The organism is Sphingomonas sp. IC-11, assembly GCF_021043365.1.
GTDB lineage: Bacteria > Pseudomonadota > Alphaproteobacteria > Sphingomonadales > Sphingomonadaceae > Sphingomonas.
In genome coordinates, this window is sequence record NZ_JAJNDU010000004.1 from 200379 (window position 1) to 219079 (window position 18701).

Genomic DNA, 18701 nt, shown 5'->3' on the forward strand with positions numbered 1-18701 from the left:
GGCATGGCCGACGTGACAATTGCGGGGCTCGCGCGCGAGGGCGGCGTCGGTGTAGAAACGGTCCGCTATTATCAGCGCAGAGGGTTGCTCGAGACGCCGGAGAGGCCTGAAGGATCGGGCTCGAATGGCGGTATTCGCCGCTACACAGCAGACGATGTTCGCCGGCTCCGGTTCATCCGATCGGCGCAGGCCGCAGGCTTCACGTTGGAGCAGATCGGAGAACTGGTGGCGCTGGACGCGACCGACGATCGCGCTCGGGCACGCCAGCTTGCCAACGAGCGGATCGCGGCGCTGGATGCAAAGATCCAGGAGCTGAAGCGCGTCCGCGCATCACTCCAGCGGCTTGCTCATGAATGTGGGTCGGGCTCGGAAGGCCCCTGCCCCATTCTAACCGCGTTCGACGCCGACTGATCCGGTCGGTGCTATACCCCTTCCGCGCTGATCGCCTCTTGTTCCGGCGCGGGAAGGTGGCGGTAGAGCGTCGGGACCGAGACGCCGATCGCCGGCGCGATCTCGCGCATCGGCATTCCGGAGGCCAGGAGCTTACGGGCCGCCTCGAGCCGCTTGGGCGTCATCACTGTCTTGCGGCCGCCTACCCTGCCCTCGCGCTTCGCCACCATCAGTGCGGCCGTCGTGCGCTCGCGGTTCAGGTCCCGCTCCATCTCCGCCATCGCCGCCATGATGTGGAAGACGAGCTTGCCGGCGGTGCCGGCGGTATCGATGCCATCCGTCAGCGACCGGAAACCGATGCCCCGGTCCGCCAACTCCGCCGCAAGGTCGACCAGGCCTTTCATCGTTCGGCCGAGCCGGTCGAGCTTCCAGACCACCAGCACGTCGCCGGCGCGAGCGTGTGACAGGGCTTCGGCCAAGCCGATCCGGTTCGCCTTCGCACCGCTCGCCTTGTCGCTGAAGGTCCGCTCACACCCCGCTTCACGCAGGGCGTCGAGCTGCGGCGTCAGATCCTGTTCGGGGGTCGACACCCGCGCGTAGCCGATCAGCATGGCACCTTCTCAAAACTCATCTCACGTGCCTAACACGACCGATCGCAATCGAGAATGTGTTTTGATACACGCGCCACGCCTGCTAGACGTTCTCACATGGCTGCGGATCAAAATCGATCGTTTGCGAGACAACTCTGAACTGGTGTCACTCGCCACCGCCGGTCGCCACTACATGTAGAAGCGGTACGACGGGTTCGGCCGATAACCTTCCGGGAACTCAACCATGAGTTGTCCGACCTTCTTCGCGAACGAGAGGGTCACTGGATAGCGCGACATGCCTTCGCTGCTGTTCCAATTGATCTTGGAAAGGGCGAGGATCTCCACGGCACGCTGACGAAGATCCGTTGCGTTCGCCGCCCCGATCTCGATCGGAGCGGGAATGTGCGGGCCCGGATATTCGCTCCACCAGGGCACGAAGCCGCTGGTGAAGAGGAAAGTTTCGTCTCCGACGATGCAGAGCGTGCCACGCCAAGGCTCCTCATGTCCCTTTCGGATGAGGCGGAACGGCGTGGGCCGGATCCAGACCAGATCGCAACTCGGCACGGCTCCACGTGCGCCCTCTAGGAAACCTTCCACTTCCTCCGGTTGATATCGCGACGTCTTATGAAGGACGAGGCGGTCGGGAGTCACGCCCGCGACGTTGCGGTACTCCTCGATGACCTCAGCGATGATTCCACGCGCCTGCTCAGCGTTGAGGTACGGTTGTCGATCGCGCCGCTGATCCTGATCGATCGTCGCCCCACTTAGGGCGAACGGCTCGACCTCAGACGCGACCGCCTGCGCTAGGCTGGCATAGATCAGGCTGCCGGAGCGCTGTCGTAGCGCAGCACGCGCGGCTTGCTCGCTGAGCCTCGTCGGCGCCGTCGTGCCGCTGGTGCTTCCGGCTGCCCCCGCGGCTGCCGACGTCGGTGGCGCGATGGACAAGTTCGTGGCCGAAGCGGGCGGTGCCGCCAACGTGACGGGCCCGAGCGCCTTTCAGGGCCAGTCGGCAGGCTATTACAGCCTCGGCAACGTCTGGACGCGCTTTCCCCAGAAGACGACCAACCTTGCCAACCTGCAGCTGCCCTCGGCCCGTGCCGGCTGTGGCGGCATCGACCTGTTCGCGGGCAGCTTCAGCTTCATCAACTCGAGCGAGATCGTCGCCATGCTGAAGGCGGTCGCGAACAATGCGGTCGGCTTCGCCTTCAAGCTCGCGATCGATACTGTCTGCCCCGAATGCTCGAAGGTCATGGATGAGTTCGCCCAGAAGGCGCAGCTCATGAACAACCTCAACATCTCGAGCTGCGAGGCCGCGCAGGCGCTGGTCGGGTCGGTGTGGCCGATCTTCTGCTGCAGGGTGGCGACAGTGCCGAGCTCATCGGGGAGCTTGGCCGCGTCCTGGAACTCGGCATAGACTTCGGCGAAGTCCATGCGGCTGAGGTCGAGCCGGGCGAACTCGTCGATGGTGAAGCCTTGGCAGCTCTCCTTCTTCGGACTGCCCCACGGCTTGTTGATCTGGGCCCTGCCCTGCTCCTGCAGGATGCGGCTGAGCTTGGACTCGAAGCAGCAATAGGTCTTCTTTTTGGTGACGCAGATTCCGAAGACGCTGTCCGAGCAGTAGCTGCCGACATAGTGGCAGAGACCCTGGGCGTCGCGCTGGTGGAGCAGGACCTCCTCGCGATCGCAGCCAAGCGTCACCAGCAGCTGCGAATAAGGGATCAGCGGGAAGGCCTTGCCCGCACAGCAGTTCAGAATGCCGAACACCTTGGAGTGGCAGGTGTCGCGCTCACCCTTGAACAGCGTCAGCTTGGCGGGATCGAACTCCTTGCCGGCTTGACCCGCGGCATTGAGCGCTACCGCGGCGTCCTTGAACTCGTCATTCGGCTGGCGGTCGATCGTCTCGCACTCGCCGTTGACGCAGTAGATGTCGCCATCGCAGACATATTGCTTGGCTGGCGTCGGCCCGCCCGGGATTGTGCAGCTGTAGATCCGCTCGCGGGTTGGGCACGGCGTCTCGTCAGTGAGGCACTCCTCGCGCGCGAACCGGCAGTCCTTGTTCGCCTCAAGCGCATCGCAGTTCTGCGCCGGTACGGCCTTGTGGCAGTCGTAGGTCCGCTGCCACGCCCAGCACGGCTTCGTCACCGAGACGCCATCGATCACTCGGGTCACCGGATCGCTCGAGGTGCAGGTCTCCACCGTGCTCGCGCAGCCGCTGTCGCCGGCGAGGCTCGCGCAGGCGCCCTCGTCGCGGCGCTCGGCGACGCTGCTCTGGGTCTCGGTGCCACGGAGCGTGGCGCCAGGCACGGGCGCGTCGCAGAGCAGCTCCTCGACCGGCTCGCCGGGCTCGGTGCAATATTGGTAGGGCGGCTTGCTGTAGCCTTGAAGGCAGCGACCTTCGTGCGAGCCGGTGCGCTGGCACGACGCCTGCTCGAACAGGCTGCAATCATCGACGCGGTTGAAGCCAGCGTTGAACGCGCTGCACCAGTAGCGATAGCCGGTCTTCTTGATCACAGAAACGACCAGCGGGATCGTGCAGCTCGCCGTCCGCTGTTTCAGCGCGACCCCGTCGTTGCAGGTCGCCTCATAGGTCCCGCTGGCACCGGTCGAGGGCGGCAGCTCGCGGCAGCTGCCCTGGCCGCCGGCGACGCTCATGCCGCTGACATAGGTGGCGGGATCGTCGGAGATGGCGCGTCCGCGGGCGATCGTCGCCTCGATGTCCTCGACTGCGACGCGCGGCCGGCGGTCGAGGGAGGAGCGGACGGTGGCATAGCCCTCGTTGCTCGACACCGCCGAGGCCGCCTGGGCGGCGATCGCATCGGGATCGTCGAATAGCGCCGATTGCGAGGGCGTACCGGCGAAGCCCGGTATGCGATCGGCAGTGGGCGCCGGCTTGGCCGCGTCCTGCGCCTTGCCGAGCGCATCGCTGCCGAACGCTTTGCCGTCGGCGCGTGCAGCTTCGGTCTGGCTCTGGCCGAGCGCCCCGCCTGCACCGAGGCCGGCGGCGAACAGGGCGAGCGCGAGCCCCAGGCTGGTGCGGGCCGGGCTCACTGCGCCTCTCCCAGCCGGGCACGATAGAGCGCCGCGACGCGAGCACCGGGACCATCGCCGCGGGCAAAGGTGTCGAGCGCGTGTGCGAGCGTGACATTGCCGTCGATGCGGTCATGCGGCGGCAGCGTCGTGCGGCAGTCGAACCCGTCACACAGGTCGAAGTCGGTGGCGGTCACGACATAAGCCGGCACGGCCTCGACCTCGAAGGCACGGAACAGCCGCGGGTCGATGCCCACCGCCGCCTTGACCTCCCCGGGCGGCAGCACCTTCGCAAGCGCGGTCGTGAACGTCCTGGCCGAGTTGCCGGGCAAGCCGCGGAACACGACCACGCCGCCTGCCCTGCTGACGTCCGCGATCATCGCCTTGAGCGAAGCGGACGGCATCGACAGGCTGGCGAACGCGACCAGCCGCGGCGCGTCCTCCGGTTCCATCTGCTTGCCCGAAGCGGCGACCATCCCGTCGAAGTCGAAGGTCGCGGCCGGATCACCGCTGGTCTTGGTCGAGGCGTAGCGGGTGGCGGCAGCGCGGGCCGAGGCCGCATTGTCGGCGGCTTCCCGGCGGAGCGCCTCGCCGCGCCGGGCGACGACGTTGGTGAGCGCTTCGGCTTCCTGCGGCGACAGCTTAGCCCGCGCGCGCACCTTGGCGAGGTCGAGGCCGTCGACGGTCTGGGCGCCGGAGGCGGCGGCGAGGCCGAGCAGCAAGCCGGTAAAGGCGGCGGTGCCGGCGATAAGTGGGAGACGGCGCCGCATCACAGCACGCAACAGTTGCGTTTGCGCCAGACGAGATAGCCCATATCTTCTCCGATCGCGGGATAGACCTGGCCGGCCGACATGAAGGTGGTCGACGCGCCGATTGGCGCGCAGGCGTAGCGCCCGCCGGTCTGCGGATTGGGGTTGGTGGCCTGGAAGCGATATTGCTGCTTCCGCATCACCGGCATGAGGTAGCTGCCGCACAGACCCTTGCTGCCCATCGTGCCCCAGGCGACGAGCTCGCGGTGGAGCTTGTAGGCAAAGCGGGCGAGCGCGAGCCGCGAGGCCTGCACATGGCCGATCGAAGCGGCGACGTTGCCGTTCAGGGGATACATCGTGCCCTGGCAGCCGGCGCACCAGAACAGAGGATCGGTCGGCAGCTTGGCGGTGGCCGCGACGCAGTCGGCGGCGCAGGCCGCGAGCGCCAGCGGGTTTCCTCGACGGTGAGCTCGATATCGCGGCGGATCGCCTGGTGGGCAATCGGGTCGAGCGGGTTGTAGTCGACCGCGTCGTCGCCGCTCGCCGTGGTCGGCGAGGTCAGGTCGTCGACGAACGCGATCAGTTCGACGGGCCCGATGTCGAGCGCCGGCACGTCGAGCGAGCGCAGCACGCCGACAAGGCTCTCGCGGACCGCGATGAGCTCGTCCTTGGTGGTGCTGCCGCTCGAAGGCACGCCGACCGAGACGAGCAGCTGGTGATGGCGGGCATGGAAGGGCGCGCCGCCTGACCCGCTGGTCCAGACGAGGTCGTAAAGGCACTGGGTGCGCGCTCGCGCGATCTGCTCGTAGACGCCACCTCGGGCATAGCGGGGCGCACCGGAAGCAGCGAAGGAACGGCTCGCCGAGTTCGTCCTAGAGCGAAAGGCGAAGCGGTCGGCGCTCGTCAGTTCAGCACCCGTGCCCCCCACCGAGGTCCTGCTGCAGGAGGTGATCGCCCAATGGCTTGAGCGTCATGTATCCGAGCTGTCAGATGGCCGCCGCTATGCGGACTCGGTGCTGAATTGGGAGCGCTTCTGGGATCAACTCAGACGGCAGAACCAGCTACCCGACCCGCTTGTCGTGAGCGCCATCAACGGTCGCATCGTCGACGCCTTCATCGGCTTCCGGCGAGCCGAAGGTGCAACGCCGCCGACGATCAGTCGTGATCTCGCTGCGCTGCGAGGCCCAATCAACTGGGCGCTGAAGGAGGAGATCATCACGTCGGCCCCGCGCGTCAAAGACGTGAAAGGTAAGGACGCCCGCAAGGAGCTGGAATGGTCGCCCGAGCAGGTCGCAGTCATTCTTGAGGCAGCATGGGCGAACGAGGCTCGACGCCACGTGCACCTGTTCACGCTCATCCACTGCAGCACGCACGGCCGGACGGAAGCCATCGTCGAGCTCGATGCAGACGCGCAGATCAGGGATGGGCTGATCTACTTTAACCGGCCCGGACGCGTGCAAACCCGGAAGCGGCGATCGATCGTGCCGATCTGCCCTACCCTCGCGCCGTGGCTAGAGGGTGTGAAGGGGAAGGTGATCAGATACCGTGTCCCCACGTCGGAGGGTACCCGTGCTGCTGGCGCCCCAGAGTTCTACGAGCGGCCGACCAACGAGATCCGGAACGCCTTCAGGGGCGTGCTGCTGGACGCGCATGCTCGCCGACCGGATCTCGGCTTCGCCAAGCAAGCCGTGGATGATGACGGTCGGAAGGTATGGCTGCCGCCGCGCGTGAAGCTTGGTGATCAGGAGCGGCGACCGAAGCTGCAAGCAATCGGTTCGCCCAACACATTGCGGCATACGATCCACACGTGGCATCAGCGACAGGGTGTACCCCAAGCGCAGATCGACGCAGCTGCGGGTCACTCCAGCGAGCAGGGGTCCGGAGCAAACTACACGCACATGCGACCCGAGTACCTGCAAGAGTTCATCGCATCGACAGAGGTTTTCTGGCGTGCCGTCGACGAACACACGAGTGTGCATCGTCCTCATCCTACATGAATGGCCGCCACCCTGCACCGATATGCTTTATAATTGCGACCAGAATAGTGGTACCTCACTCAGATAAGTAGACAATACTCCGTCCAACCCGCCTTCTCATATTATCTCTGCCTCAGTGGAATATATCAGGCGATCACGACACAAGCAATGCTGCACCTTTGCCTTTTCACTCAACGCAACAGCGCGCGCACCCATCTCTCTGGCATCCAGGTACTAACTCGTCGCTAATGTGTCGAACATACGTCTCATCTGTTCCGGTCAAAGTAACAAGTGGGAGCAGAGGAGATTGGACGCACCGCACACACGTGCAGCTCCGAAAAGTGTTCGGACAAAGTCGGTTCGCCATGCCGAGACAACGAAGAACTGCCGCGCAGCGGACTACGTCCCGCTCCCGCATGAACAATCTGGGCTTTCCCAAGCGCCAAGCGTGGCGCTTAGCGGACGGGGCTAGCTGGTTCTGCGTTCGTCTGGCAATTGCTTACGTTGCCGCGAAGAGACCTTGTAGATGATCGTGCCAATGGCGACAATGGCCGCCGCGATCATCATCTGGCCAAGCTTAGAATGCATCATAAGCCAAAGGGTCAGGACAAAGCCAAATATGGGGATGGTTAACCTGCCGGGCAAACGGAACTGCCCCGCCTGCTCGGGTAGAGTGCGCTCAATTATTGGAACCGCGGCTATGCAGAGTGCATAGGTGATAAGCCGAACAAACGTGCTCAGCGCAATTAGCCAAACAAAATGTTGTCCGACCGCTAGGGCGACACTGAAGATGCCGCAGAAGAGGATGGAGTTAACCGGTGCGCCATTTCTCTCGCTGACCCGCCCGAACCAGGCCGGCAGGCTTCCATCCCGCGCCAAGGCGAAAGTTAGCCGGGGCGCCGTGATGAAGGAAGTGAGGCTGCCGCCGCCAACAGAGAACACAACGCCCATTCCGAGAAGGACGGCACCGGCCGGGCCCATCAGCCGCCTCGCGATATCGATCAATGGTGCATCGCTGCCGCCGAGGTCGGGCCCGACCGAGACGACGACAAGCTGGATGATCGTATAGCAAAGAGCGACCGCCAGCACCGTGCCGACCAGAGCCTTGGGAATGGCGGACCGCGCGTTCCGGGTTTCGCCGGCATTGATCAGGCTGAATTCGAACCCGATGAACGCATACATGAGGACGAGCATCGTCTCGCCCAGAGCGCCGCTGCCGATGACCGGAGCGCCGGCGACAAGGCCCCACTCCACAGACGGTAGACCGATGAGCATCAACAGCACGAGCGGCGCGAGCTTGAGCACGCTGATGAGGTACACCGCGGCCATTCCCGCCCGCACGCCAGCGGCGTTCAGCACGGTGACGAGAAGGACATAGGCGCAGACGCCGAGTGCCCTCGGCAGCCCGCTTCCAAGCGGCGCCCACAGGCCTGCAGCATAGCTGACGATCAGATTGGCGCTCGCGGCGATGGCGGCGACACGGCTCACGTAAATGAGCAGGCCCGTCTGGAACCCGACAAAGGCGCCAAAGGCGTGCGTCGTGTAGACGGTCGGGCCGCCGGTGATGTCAAAGAAGCTCGCGGCCCTCGCCAGAGACAGCGCAACCGAGAGGATGAGGATCCCGCACAGCAGGAACACCCAGGCGCTGAAATAGCCTGCCTGGGCGATCGCCACGGCGGGCAGCGCAAAAATGCCCGATCCGATGATGCCGTTCATCGCAATCGTCGCGACGCCGAGCCGCCCGATCTCGCGGCGGAGCAGCGACTCCTGGGTGCGGGGCTCCGTCACGCCAACGTCCCCGCGGCTGGCGTGTCCTTGTACCCGTTCGAGGTTGCGATCAGGACGGCGGTCTCACCGCTCGACAACTTGCCTTCGGCGATCAGCTTCTCAAGGCCGGTGAGGCTGGCTGCAGACGACAGCTCCGCATAGCAGCCATGGTGTGCGAGCCTGGTCTGATCGCGCATGACCGACTGCTCGTCGACGACGACCGCGCCTCCGCCGCTGGCGCGGATCGCCTGAACGGCCTGATAGGTGACTGTCGAACCGCCAATCGACGTCATGGCCGTCGCACCCGGAAACGAGCCTGTCACCGCTTCCCCTTCAAGCACGCGCTGAATGCGCGGGTAAGGCTCGACGGCATAGAGCCGCGGCAGGCGTCGAACATGCCCCAGCCGCTTGAGCTGACTGAAACCGACATAGAGACCCCAGATGAGGTCTCCGCGCGAGGTCGGCACCAGCACCGCGTCCAGCGGCTCGCCCCGAAGCTCCTCGAACAGTTCAAACGCGATAGTAGCGAGGCCGGGAAGCCCGAAATGATTGCTCCCGACCGGAGGATTCAGATAGTTGGTCGCAGGGAACCATCCCTCGTTGCGCGCCATCCCCGCGATCAGAGTCCATCGCTCGAGACTGTCTTCAACCGTCAGGAGCTCGGCACCCGTCATCTCGATGGCTTGCCTGAAGATCGGCGACAGGAAAGGCGTGGACACTATGCAGCATCTGAGGCCAGCCGCCGCCGCATAAAGCGCGAGCGAGGCCCCGCCATTGCCGCTCGAGGCAGCGACGATCCTGTCATAGCCCGCGTCGGCCGCTCGAGTGACGGTCAGGCAACTGACCCGATCCTTGTGCGACCCGCTGGGGTTCTGCCCTTCATTCTTGATGTAGACGGTCTTGGCCTTCACCTCGTCGGCAAGGGACGGGAAGCTCAAGCATGATGTTCCCCCCTCCCCAAGCGAGACCCAGGAGCGATAAGGCAGCCAATGGGCGTAACGCTGCATGCGCAAGCGGCTTTGGTCGGCCACGACCGACGGCTCGGAGGCGTATCTTGGCGTAAGGCTCGCAGGAGCGTTTCGCACCAGGCACCGCGGACAGCCTTCGAAATAGTCCTCGACCGGATATTCAGTGCCGCAGCTGATGCAGGTGAAGCCGAGCAGCTCCGGATTGAGGCCCGGCGAGAGGCGCTTGGACGCTGATGCTGCCGTATCGACATCGCCGATCATGAGGATTGAACTGCCTTGTCTTGCAATGGAGAGACGATCGTCACTGCGAACTCCTTAAGGGGGTGGCTCGCAGACGGCCAAAGGCGGCGTTCAGATCCTTGAGGAGGTCGTCGACCGCCTCGAGCCCGGCATGCACGCGCAGCAGCGAGCCCTCCCCCACGCTGCCGCAACTGCGCACCGGTGCCGGCCAGGCGGGCACGATCAGGCTCTCAAAGCCCCCCCAGCTCGCGCCCATCTTGAACAGGCGCAGCTCGTTGAAGAAGGCCGAGGTCTGCTCGGAAGTCATCGGATCGAGGACCAGCCCGAACAGGCCTGACGCGCCGGAGAAATCCCGCTTCCAGATCGCGTGACCTGGGTCGCTGGGGAGCGCTGGATACAGGACCTTGCGCACCTCCGGCTGCCGGCCCAACCAGTCAATGAGCGCGAGCGCGGTTCGCTGGTGCCGCTCTAGCCTGACGTCCAGCGTTCGCAGCCCGCGCTGAACCAGATAACAATCGTCGGCGCTCGCAACATTGCCCCAGCGGGCCGCGCTATCCTTGAGCCGCCTGAATATGGCGTCGGTGCTGGCCGTCATCGTGCCGAGCATCACATCGGAATGGCCCGACAGATATTTCGTGGCCGCCGCAATCGAGACATCCACGCCATGCTCGATCGGCCGAAACAGCAGCGGCGTGGCCCAGGTGTTGTCGATCGCCGTCACCACGCCACGGGCGCGCGTCACGTCCGTGATCGCGCGGATATCGGCCATCTCGAAGGTGAGCGAGCCGGGCGTCTCCAAGAACACCATCCGGGTGTTCGGACGCAGCAAATCGGCGATCGCGCCGCCGACATCCGGAGCGAAGTAGGAGACCTCGACCCCATAGCCGGCCAGAACTTCGTCGCAGAAGCGCCGGGTGGAGCGATAGGCTGTGTCGATGATCAGCAGATGATCCCCCGCCTTCAGGAAGGCGGAGAGGCTGAGCGAAATGGCGGACGTGCCGGACGATGTGACGACCGTTTTGTGACCCCGCTCGAGCTCGGCCACTGCCGCTGCGAGCGCGAAGCCGGTCTCGGTGCCGTAGAGGCCGTAGATGACCTCGTCATAGAGCCGGCTGTGCCGCGCCACATACTCCTCGACCGTGTCATAAAGGATCGTGGACGCCCGGTGGACCGGCGGGTTCAGGAGACCCGCCGTACGGGCCGAAGGCGAGCTGGCATGAACCAGCCGAGTGACCGGCGCATCGGCGGCGGAGGGGGCTCCTGTCTCCTGAGATGAACCTTCGCTCATCGCGCCACTGTGCCCGCACCAAATGTGTAGCGGGCCCGGCGATGCGGCAGATGTGATCGGTCCTTCGGGGTCATTCCGCGCTTCTCCTTTTCTTATTGGGGTCATACCCTGGACCGATGACCAGGAAATCTGACTCATGAATCTTCGGCAGCTCGAAGCCTTTCGCGCGGTCATGCTGACCGGCTCGGTGACGCAGGCGGCGCAGGTGATGCACCTGTCGCAGCCGGCGGTGAGCAAGCTGATCGCCGACCTGGAATATGCGATCGGCTTTCGTCTCTTTGTGCGGTCGAAAGGCAGCGCGCTGACGGTCACGCCCGAAGCGGGCTATTTCTACCACGAGGTCGAACGAAGCTTCATGGGTGTCGATGCCCTGAAACGCGCGGCAAACGACATCCGGAACCTCTCGTCGGGCAATCTGCACGTCGCTGCCCTGCCCGCCCTCTCCTTCAGCTTCATGCCCAAGGTTCTTTCCGAGTTTCGCCGCGAGCACCCGAACGTCGTCATTCGGCTCTACACGCACGGATCGGCCACGGTGCGCCAGCTCGTCGCCAACCAGCAATTCGATGTGGGACTCGCCACGCGAGCCCACGAAGTCCCAGGCGTTTCCTCGAGCGTGTTCCTCCGCTCGGTCGGCGCCTGCGTGCTCCCGCCCGGACACCGGCTCGCCGCCAAGAGCATCATAGAGCCGCAGGACCTGGCCGGAGAGCCGTTCATTTCGCTCATGCTCGGCGACCAGACCCGACGCCGCATCGACCGCATCTTCGAGGACGCCGGCATCGAGCGCGACCTGGTCGTCGAGACGCAATATGCCATCACGCATTGCAGCCTGGTCACCCAGGGCGTGGGCTGCTCGATCGTCAATCCGGCGACGGCGGTGGACTTCCTGAGACAGGGACTCCTCATCCGCCCGTTCAAGCCGCGGATCGAGTTCGAGTATCTGCTCTACACCCCCGCCCTGCGGCCGCTGTCGCAGAATGCGCTGGCGCTGATCGCAACAATGGAAGCCGTTCGGGATGCCATGATCGCAGACGGGGCGTTCGGAGAACCGGTCAGCTGAGCTCGACTGTCGTCGGGACAGCCTGCGCAGCGGACGGGGCGAGCAGGCGCGGCGACCTGCCCGCCAGGGATCACGGCGCAACAGCATCACGGCTTAGAACTTCGCCGTGCCCCGGACGTACCAGAAGCCGCCGTTGAACCCGATGGGCGAGAAGCGCAGATATTTGAAGCCGTTGATCAGCTGGGCCGGCCGGACCTCGCGGTCCGGGTAGTTGTCGAAGATGTTGCTGCCGCCGACCGCCAGGGTGAAGGCGTCCGTCAGCTTGTAAGAGAGCTCCGCGTCCACAAGGATCTCGGCCCCGCCCGTCTGGTCGTTCGCGAGGTTCGGACCATAGTCCGTCCACTTGCCGTAGTAGCTGGCGGTGGTCGAGAAGCCCAGACGCTCTCCCTGGTAGTTGAACGACAGATTGCCCTTCCAGTCGGGGACGAAATTCTCCAGCTCGAGCAGCCTCTCGCGGTCTCCGGTGATCAGCGGACCCGCCCGGATGACGCGGTTCTTCGTGTAGTTCACGTTGGCACCGAAGGTTGCGTCGCCGTCGAACAGTCCGAAATGGTAGGTCAGTACGGCGTCAAAGCCTTGCGTACGGCTGTCGAAGGCATTGCCGAAAAACTGGATCGTCTGGAAATCGCCGCCGCCGGGAATGCCAGCGGCGATCAGCTGGTTCTTCTGCGCTTGGGTGAGCGTGAAGCCGCCCGACAGCCCGATGCGGTTCTCCACCTTGATGTTGAAATAGTCGATGGTGAGCGTCAGCCTGCGCATGGGCGTGAAGACGACGCCCGCAGCGATGTTGAAGGACTTTTCCGGCCGCAACGGCCGTGCGCCGAACAGCAGCGCGACCGGATTGCTCGGCGACACGATGCCCGTGATGAACGGCTCGCCCGTCAAGGGATTGATGTTGGCGAAAGTCGACGAGACGTTCGATTGACCGGGCGTCGGCGCTCTGAAGCCGGTATTGACGGAGCCACGGACGGCGATGGCGTCCGAGAACTCGACACGGCCATTCACCTTCCATGTGAAGGTCGAGCCGAAGTCCGAGAAATCCTCATACCGCCCCGCAATGCCGCCGCTCAGCCAGTCGGTCAGGTCTCCTTCCAGAGCCGCGTAGGCCGCCCAGTTGTTGCGCGAGAAGGTACCGGCCTGGAGAGGACCAAGGCCGGGGAATCCGCTCGATCCGGCGGGCAGGCCGACGCGATCGGTTGGGTTGGGCGTGTCCGGGTCCAGGACCGACGCGAACGGCCCGACCTGGTAGGATTCGAGCTGCCCTGGCGTGACTTCCCATGTCTCGCGCCGGTACTCGAGGCCGCCCGCCAGATTGAGAGGCTTGGCCAGCCCAAGCTCGAGCGGATAAGTCAGATCGAGATTGAAGTTGAGCTCGCGCTGCTCGAGTTCGCCGGCGCGGAACTCGGTCGGTGAGTTGGGCCCAAGCGAGGGATTGACGGTATTGGTGATTCGATAGCGGACATTGTTGCGGCCATAGGAACTGCTCAGATCATAGGCGAGGTCGCCCACCAGATTGCCGCGCAGGCCGCCGACCAGGGACGCGTCCCGAATGGTCGCGCTGAAGTCAGGCGAAAAGCCGCCCGGAAAGAGGGTTCGGAAGGTAAAGCGCGGCCCGCCCGGCGTCTGGGTCAGCGGGACGCTTGCAAACAGCGGGTTGGTAACCGGGTTGCGGTAGAAAAAGGCCGTCGTACCTGCCGTCCAGCTGTAATTGCCGAACGAGTAGAAGCTCATATCGTCATTCAGGTCGACGCCGGCGTTCACGAAGAGTCGTGCCGCTTCCGCCTTGGGGTTGCCTGTGCGCTGCGCCGGCACGGGCACGCCTTGGACCCCTTGGTCGATCAGCGCCTGCGCGTCGGGCCTCTGATTTTGGCGGGACGTGATCCCGGACCGGTTATATTCGGCGCTGATGTTGACGAAACCCTGGTCGGTGAAGGGCAAGCCGACATTGCCCTGTAGCAGATAGTCCTTGCCGTCGCCCTCGTAGAACTGGCCGTAGCGGGCGATGACGGTCGCTCCGTCGCGCTCCGTGCGGAGCCTGAAGTTCAGCACACCGGCGATGGCGTCGGAGCCGTAATTGGCGGAGGCGCCGTCGCGCAGCACCTCGAGCTGTCCGATCGCAATCGAGGGGATCGTGGCCAAATCCGGACCCTGTGAGCCACGAATATAAGGAATGTTCGACAGCTGCACGGTGGCGCCCCGATGGCGGCGCTTGCCATTGACCAGCACGAGCGTCTGATCGGGTGGCAGGCCACGCAAGCTATAGGGCCGCGTGAAGACCGACCCGTCGTTGCTCGTGAAGCGCTGGACGTTGAGGCTGGGGACCTCCTGACGGAGGATGTCGTTGACGTCCGAGGTGCCCTGGTTGAGCAGCTCCGCAGAACTGATGATGTCGATCGGGGTCGGCGAGTCCGCAGCCGTCAGGTCGTTCCGCCGCGTGCCGGTGACGATGATCTCCTGACCTTCAGCCGCGCTCGTCGAGGCCTCCGCGCCTTGAGAGCCCGCCGGACCTTCGGTCGCCGTCTGCGCGAGCGCAGGCCACGCCAGCGCGATCGTGAGCAGCGAGGCCGTCGCCAGCCGACATGTCAGTCGAGCCTTGTGCCTCTTCATGTCAGCTCCACCTTTTCCCTGTTCACTCTCGTCCGAAGTGCGTCATTCCCTCTCTTGCGGAGCTAATCAGGAAAGCAGGGTCGCCCCAAGGACAAATCGAACGTCATCGCGTATTCGGAGAAGGCTATTCCGACTTGTTATGACCTAGACCTTCTGTAGGCGCACGTTTGAGGTGCCGAGCACCTCTAAGTCCGATCTGCGGCAGACGAGCGCTGGGCGGACGAGTGCCGGCCATGCCCGCCGAACAGGACGCAGAAATGGTGCCGAGCTGGATTTATACGAAGACTGTCCGCGACCCGACCATCCAAATGGCTCAATGGCGCGCAATAACGTGGGCGCTGGTCACGAACTGACCGCTTGTTTAACGAGGTAAGATCTATCGAATGCGCCGTCCACATTTCCGGCGGAACCGTTCGCTGCGATACCAGCGCGATACCAGACCCGGCGAGCACTATGGGCACAGCCGGCAATTAGTCCAGTTCTTACCAGCGTTTACAAAGACTTAGAATGGTGGAGCCGAGGGGGATCGAACCCCTGACCTTCGCAATGCCATTGCGACGCTCTCCCAGCTGAGCTACGGCCCCATTCCGTTGGGAAGGCGCCCACTAACGGGGCGCTTCAGGCTTGGCAAGCGGCGTTTTCACGGCCGCCTGCCGAAACCCGAAATTTTTTCGACGATCAGTTATTCTCGTCGTCGTCGTTGGACGTTTCCACACCCAGATCGTCGTCGCCGCCGAGATCAACCTCGTCGTCAGCGCTGGGCTCCTCGTCCTCGTCCGCGACCAGATCGGTATCGTCGTCACCAGCAAGGTCGCTGTCCGCGGCCTGCTTCTCGGACTTGCTCGCCTCGAAGGGAAGCGGCTGCTTCGACTTCAGGATCGGTTCGGGCTCCCAGGCGAAGCCGCATTCGATGCAGGTGACGGGCTCGTCCTTCTGCAGGTCGTAGAAACGCGTCGCGCATTTCGGGCACGTCCGCTTCGTGCCCCATTCCGGCTTGATCATGCCGTCTCGTGCCTTTCGGATGGATGGATCAACAGGTTCAGAAAGCCTGAGCCTGCGAAGTGGTGGGCGCCTTGCCATAGCGCAACCCCGCTGGCAAGGCGCGGCGCGCAATGGCGCATCCCCTCCCCCGCTCCGTCACGGTCCATCCCGCATCCCGCTTGCAGGGGCGGATCCGCGTCCCCGGTGATAAGTCGATCAGCCATCGCGCCCTGATGCTGTCGGCACTAGCCGTGGGGGAAAGCCGCATCGAAGGCCTCCTCGAGGGGGAGGACGTGCTGGCCACGGCGGCTGCCATGCGCGCAATGGGCGCGACAATCATACGCAGCGACGACGGTATCTGGCGCGTGCATGGCGTCGGCGTAGGCGGACTGCTGCAGCCCGAAACCGCGCTCGACATGGGCAATTCAGGCACCTCGACACGGCTGCTGATGGGGTTGGTTGCCAGCCATCCGATCACTGCTACCTTCGTCGGTGACGCCTCCTTGTCGTCGCGTCCGATGAAGCGCGTCATCGATCCGCTTTCTACCATGGGTGCCGAGATCACGGCCTCGCCCGGCGGCCGCCTGCCGCTCATGGTGCGGGGCCTCTGCCCGGCCGTGCCGATCACTTACACCTTGCCGGTCGCTTCGGCGCAGGTGAAATCCGCGGTGCTGCTCGCCGGGCTCAACACCCCCGGCATCACTCGCGTGATCGAGCCAATCGCCACGCGCGATCACAGCGAACGGATGCTGGAGGGGTTTGGCGCGAACATCTCGGTAGAGGTGAATAAAGGCGGCCGGACGATCGCCATCGTCGGCGAGGCCGATCTGAAACCGCAGTCCATCGTCGTGCCGGGCGACCCCTCCTCGGCGGCCTTCTGGATGGTCGCGGCCACCATCGTGCCCGGTAGCGACGTCGTGATCGAGAATGTCGGGCTGAACGCCACCCGCGCCGGTCTGGTAACAGCGCTGCGCCTCATGGGAGCGGACATCGTGGAGCTCGATCCGCGCGTCGTTGGCGGAGAGCCGGTCGCCGACTTGCGGGTGCGTCACGCACCCTTGACCGGCATCGACGTGCCGCACGACCTCGCCCCTTCGATGATCGACGAATATCCGGCGCTGTTCGTGGCTGCCGCCTTTGCGCAAGGGCGAACGATCGCACGCGGCGCGGATGAACTGCGCGTCAAGGAGTCGGACCGAATTGCCGTCATGAAGGCAGCGCTCGTGGCGAACGGCGTGCCGTGTGAGGAGCATGAGGACGGGCTGACGATCGACGGCAGCGGTGGGGAGCCGATTGCCGGCGGCGCGCAGGTCGCCTCGAAACTTGATCATCGTATCGCAATGAGCATGGCGATCGCTGGACTTCACGCGCGCACCGCGATCACCATCGATGATGCGAGCCCGGTCGCGACAAGCTTTCCCAGCTTTTTCGACCTGTTGGATACGCTGGGGGGACAGGCTACTTGGGGCTGATCGACCGCCGATCGTTGATTGCCGGCGCCGGGGCGAGCCTGATCGCCGCACCGGCGCTTGCCCGTGCGCTCGAACGCCCCACCCGCGAATTGATGGTGCCGGTGCCGGGCGGCCGCGTCTATGTTCGCGTCAACGGCGGTCTGTCCGCGCGCCGGGCGCCGATCGTGATGATCCATGGCGGGCCCGGCGGCACCCACGCCAGCTTCCTGGAGGCGCTGCCGCTTGCGGATGAGCGGGCCGTGATCCTCTATGACCAACTGGATACCGGCCGTTCCGACCGCCCCGATGATCCCGCGAACTGGCGCGTGTCCCGCTTCGTCGATGAACTGGAGGCGATCCGCTCAGCTCTGGGCGTCGCACGCTGGCACGTATTGGGCGCCAGTTGGGGTGGAACGGTCGCGCTGGAATATGGCGCCCGCCGCCCCGCCGCGCTCCTCGGCCTTGCCCTCGCAAGCCCGCTGATCTCAACGCGCAGCTGGCTGGCGGATGCCAAGGCGCTGATCGCAAACCTGCCGCCGACTATTCGTGATGAACTGCAGCGCTGCGGCGCACTCACCCTTGCCGAGCCGCCGGCAGCTTGCGATGCGCCCACGCGGGCCTTCTACGCCGCCTTCAATCGGCGAATGCCGGCAGCAGCGGATGTCGCAGCCTATGGTCGGGACGTGCGCGGCAACCGGCGCATGTATCAGGCGATGTGGGGTGCGAGCGAATTCGTCTCCACCGGCACGCTAAAGGATTATGACGGCGAGCCGTTGCTCGCCCAGTTGGAAGGAAAGCGTACCTTGTTCCTTTGTGGCCAGTACGACGAGGCCCGCCCCATTACCACGGGCGCCTTTGCCGGCCGGGTACCCGACGCGGAATTCGCTGTCGTTCCCGGCGCTGCGCACGGGCTGTTCAATGATCGCCCGGCGGAAACCATTGCCCTGCTTCGCGGCTGGCTGGCGCGCCAGGATGCCATCGCATGATCATCGCCGTTGATGGACCCGCCGCCTCCGGCAAGGGCACGATCGCCCGGGCGCTGGCGAAACACTATAACCTGCCGCACCTGGACACCGGCCTCCTGTACCGCGCAGTCGCGGCCACGGTGAAGCGGCTCGACTTCGATCCCACCCGGGAAGCGGATGCCGTCGCCGCTTGCGACTTTGACGAGCTCACGTTGGCCGATCCGGTGCTTCGCGAGGACGAGATCGGGAAGCTCGCGTCCGTCGTCTCGGCCCACCCCCTTGTTCGGGCCGCCCTGCTGCAACGGCAGAAACGGTTCGCCCATCAGGAGGGCGGCGCCATTCTCGACGGCCGCGACATCGGCACCGTGATCGCGCCCGACGCGGACGCCAAGCTGTTCGTCCGGGCCACCCCGACGATCCGGGCACGACGCCGCCATGCCGAACTGCAAAGCCGTGGGTCCACGGTCACGTTCGATCAGGTGCTGGCCGACATTCGCGCCCGGGATCAGCGCGACAGCTCACGCTCCACCGCGCCGCTTGTCCTCGCGCCGGATGCCGCACTGCTGGATACCAGCTTCCTGTCGATCGAAGCGTCGATCGAAAAGGCAATTGGCCTAGTCGAGTCGCGCCGCCGCCGCGATTAAA

General features: G+C 64.9%; 15 protein-coding genes, 1 tRNA gene and 3 pseudogenes. 7 read left to right on the top strand and 12 right to left on the bottom strand.

All coding sequences use genetic code 11. The annotated features are described in order from the left end of the window. Positions 1-3 precede the first annotated feature (3 nt). A complete protein-coding gene (locus tag LQ954_RS13340; protein WP_041043303.1) occupies positions 4-411 on the top strand; it encodes a MerR family transcriptional regulator in 408 nt (135 codons plus the stop codon). A gap of 11 nt (positions 412-422) precedes the next feature. On the opposite strand, the gene LQ954_RS13345 is transcribed toward LQ954_RS13340, so the two are convergent. Together LQ954_RS13345 and LQ954_RS13350 are read right to left on the bottom strand one after the other, a co-directional pair. Further along, positions 423-1001: a recombinase family protein gene (locus tag LQ954_RS13345; protein ID WP_085809863.1), complete on the bottom strand. Its 579-nt coding sequence runs from the start codon at positions 999-1001 to the stop codon at positions 423-425. 168 nt (positions 1002-1169) lie between these two features. Next, positions 1170-1925, bottom strand: a complete 756-nt coding sequence (locus tag LQ954_RS13350) for a hypothetical protein (protein WP_231023552.1) — start codon at positions 1923-1925, stop codon at positions 1170-1172. On the opposite strand from LQ954_RS13350, the pseudogene LQ954_RS13355 reads away from it, so the two are divergent. Further along, positions 1918-2322: pseudogene (locus LQ954_RS13355) on the top strand (conjugal transfer protein TraH); the annotation flags it as partial. The gene LQ954_RS13350 and the pseudogene LQ954_RS13355 overlap by 8 nt on opposite strands. Here the strand turns inward: LQ954_RS13355 and LQ954_RS13360 are convergent. The 4 genes and pseudogenes from LQ954_RS13360 to LQ954_RS13375 form a co-directional block, all read right to left on the bottom strand. After that, positions 2322-4028 (bottom strand): annotated as a pseudogene (locus LQ954_RS13360) (conjugal transfer protein TraN); the annotation flags it as partial. The pseudogenes LQ954_RS13355 and LQ954_RS13360 overlap by 1 nt on opposite strands. Continuing rightward, positions 4025-4777 (bottom strand): type-F conjugative transfer system pilin assembly protein TrbC, encoded by a 753-nt coding sequence (gene trbC / locus LQ954_RS13365; protein ID WP_231023553.1) that lies wholly within the window; start codon positions 4775-4777, stop codon positions 4025-4027. The gene trbC and the pseudogene LQ954_RS13360, both read right to left, overlap by 4 nt. Next, positions 4777-5211 (bottom strand): annotated as a pseudogene (locus tag LQ954_RS13370) (TraU family protein); the annotation flags it as partial. The pseudogene LQ954_RS13370 and the gene trbC, both read right to left, overlap by 1 nt. After that, positions 5100-5684, bottom strand: coding sequence for a TraC family protein (locus tag LQ954_RS13375; protein ID WP_231023554.1), 585 nt, complete (start codon positions 5682-5684; stop codon positions 5100-5102). The pseudogene LQ954_RS13370 and the gene LQ954_RS13375, both read right to left, overlap by 112 nt. Here LQ954_RS13375 and LQ954_RS13380 point away from each other — a divergent pair. Then, the gene (locus LQ954_RS13380; RefSeq protein WP_231023555.1) at positions 5674-6753 is read left to right on the top strand and encodes a hypothetical protein; all 1080 of its coding nucleotides are present in this window, start codon (positions 5674-5676) and stop codon (positions 6751-6753) included. The genes LQ954_RS13375 and LQ954_RS13380 overlap by 11 nt on opposite strands. 447 nt (positions 6754-7200) lie before the next feature. On the opposite strand, the gene LQ954_RS13385 is transcribed toward LQ954_RS13380, so the two are convergent. Genes LQ954_RS13385 through metC form a run of 3 tightly spaced genes read right to left on the bottom strand, consistent with a single transcriptional unit; the run spans position 7201 to position 10995 of the window. Beyond that, complete coding sequence (locus LQ954_RS13385; protein WP_231023556.1) at positions 7201-8520, bottom strand: APC family permease; 1320 nt, start codon at positions 8518-8520, stop codon at positions 7201-7203. Then, positions 8517-9728: a threonine synthase gene (locus tag LQ954_RS13390; RefSeq protein ID WP_231023558.1), complete on the bottom strand. Its 1212-nt coding sequence runs from the start codon at positions 9726-9728 to the stop codon at positions 8517-8519. The genes LQ954_RS13385 and LQ954_RS13390 overlap by 4 nt, the downstream gene beginning before the upstream one ends. A gap of 40 nt (positions 9729-9768) precedes the next feature. Beyond that, positions 9769-10995: a cystathionine beta-lyase gene (metC, locus tag LQ954_RS13395; protein WP_231023559.1), complete on the bottom strand. Its 1227-nt coding sequence runs from the start codon at positions 10993-10995 to the stop codon at positions 9769-9771. A 136-nt stretch (positions 10996-11131) separates the two neighbouring features. On the opposite strand from metC, the gene LQ954_RS13400 reads away from it, so the two are divergent. Further along, entirely contained in the window at positions 11132-12052 is a 921-nt protein-coding gene (locus LQ954_RS13400) for a LysR substrate-binding domain-containing protein (RefSeq protein ID WP_269142314.1), read from the top strand. Positions 12053-12145: 93 nt separating this feature from the next. Here the strand turns inward: LQ954_RS13400 and LQ954_RS13405 are convergent, their stop codons facing one another. The 3 genes from LQ954_RS13405 to LQ954_RS13415 form a co-directional block, all read right to left on the bottom strand. Then, positions 12146-14659 (bottom strand): TonB-dependent receptor plug domain-containing protein, encoded by a 2514-nt coding sequence (locus LQ954_RS13405; protein ID WP_231023561.1) that lies wholly within the window; start codon positions 14657-14659, stop codon positions 12146-12148. A gap of 508 nt (positions 14660-15167) precedes the next feature. Beyond that, positions 15168-15243 (bottom strand) — tRNA-Ala (locus tag LQ954_RS13410). 94 nt (positions 15244-15337) lie between these two features. Continuing rightward, positions 15338-15661, bottom strand: a complete 324-nt coding sequence (locus tag LQ954_RS13415; protein WP_227772655.1) for a TIGR02300 family protein — start codon at positions 15659-15661, stop codon at positions 15338-15340. Positions 15662-15771: 110 nt separating this feature from the next. On the opposite strand from LQ954_RS13415, the gene aroA reads away from it, so the two are divergent. Genes aroA through cmk form a run of 3 tightly spaced genes read left to right on the top strand, consistent with a single transcriptional unit; the run spans position 15772 to position 18700 of the window. Beyond that, complete coding sequence (aroA, locus tag LQ954_RS13420; RefSeq protein ID WP_231023562.1) at positions 15772-17112, top strand: 3-phosphoshikimate 1-carboxyvinyltransferase; 1341 nt, start codon at positions 15772-15774, stop codon at positions 17110-17112. Next, positions 17103-18077, top strand: a complete 975-nt coding sequence (locus tag LQ954_RS13425; RefSeq protein WP_231023563.1) for a proline iminopeptidase-family hydrolase — start codon at positions 17103-17105, stop codon at positions 18075-18077. Before aroA ends, LQ954_RS13425 begins: the two co-directional genes overlap by 10 nt. Continuing rightward, positions 18074-18700 (top strand): (d)CMP kinase, encoded by a 627-nt coding sequence (gene cmk, locus LQ954_RS13430; RefSeq protein WP_227772658.1) that lies wholly within the window; start codon positions 18074-18076, stop codon positions 18698-18700. Before LQ954_RS13425 ends, cmk begins: the two co-directional genes overlap by 4 nt. Position 18701: the final 1 nt, after the last annotated feature.

Excerpts from the sequence above, each read along its gene's own strand:
- LQ954_RS13340 (WP_041043303.1), top strand. The coding sequence starts at position 4 with ATGGCCGACGTGACAATTGCGGGGCTCGCGCGCGAGGGCGGCGTCGGT.
- LQ954_RS13345 (WP_085809863.1), bottom strand. The coding sequence starts at position 1,001 with ATGCTGATCGGCTACGCGCGGGTGTCGACCCCCGAACAGGATCTGACG.
- trbC (WP_231023553.1), bottom strand. The coding sequence starts at position 4,777 with ATGCGGCGCCGTCTCCCACTTATCGCCGGCACCGCCGCCTTTACCGGC.
- LQ954_RS13390 (WP_231023558.1), bottom strand. The coding sequence starts at position 9,728 with ATGATCGGCGATGTCGATACGGCAGCATCAGCGTCCAAGCGCCTCTCG.
- metC (WP_231023559.1), bottom strand. The coding sequence starts at position 10,995 with ATGAGCGAAGGTTCATCTCAGGAGACAGGAGCCCCCTCCGCCGCCGAT.
- LQ954_RS13400 (WP_269142314.1), top strand. The coding sequence starts at position 11,132 with ATGAATCTTCGGCAGCTCGAAGCCTTTCGCGCGGTCATGCTGACCGGC.
- LQ954_RS13405 (WP_231023561.1), bottom strand. The coding sequence starts at position 14,659 with ATGAAGAGGCACAAGGCTCGACTGACATGTCGGCTGGCGACGGCCTCG.
- LQ954_RS13415 (WP_227772655.1), bottom strand. The coding sequence starts at position 15,661 with ATGATCAAGCCGGAATGGGGCACGAAGCGGACGTGCCCGAAATGCGCG.
- aroA (WP_231023562.1), top strand. The coding sequence starts at position 15,772 with ATGGCGCATCCCCTCCCCCGCTCCGTCACGGTCCATCCCGCATCCCGC.
- cmk (WP_227772658.1), top strand. The coding sequence starts at position 18,074 with ATGATCATCGCCGTTGATGGACCCGCCGCCTCCGGCAAGGGCACGATC.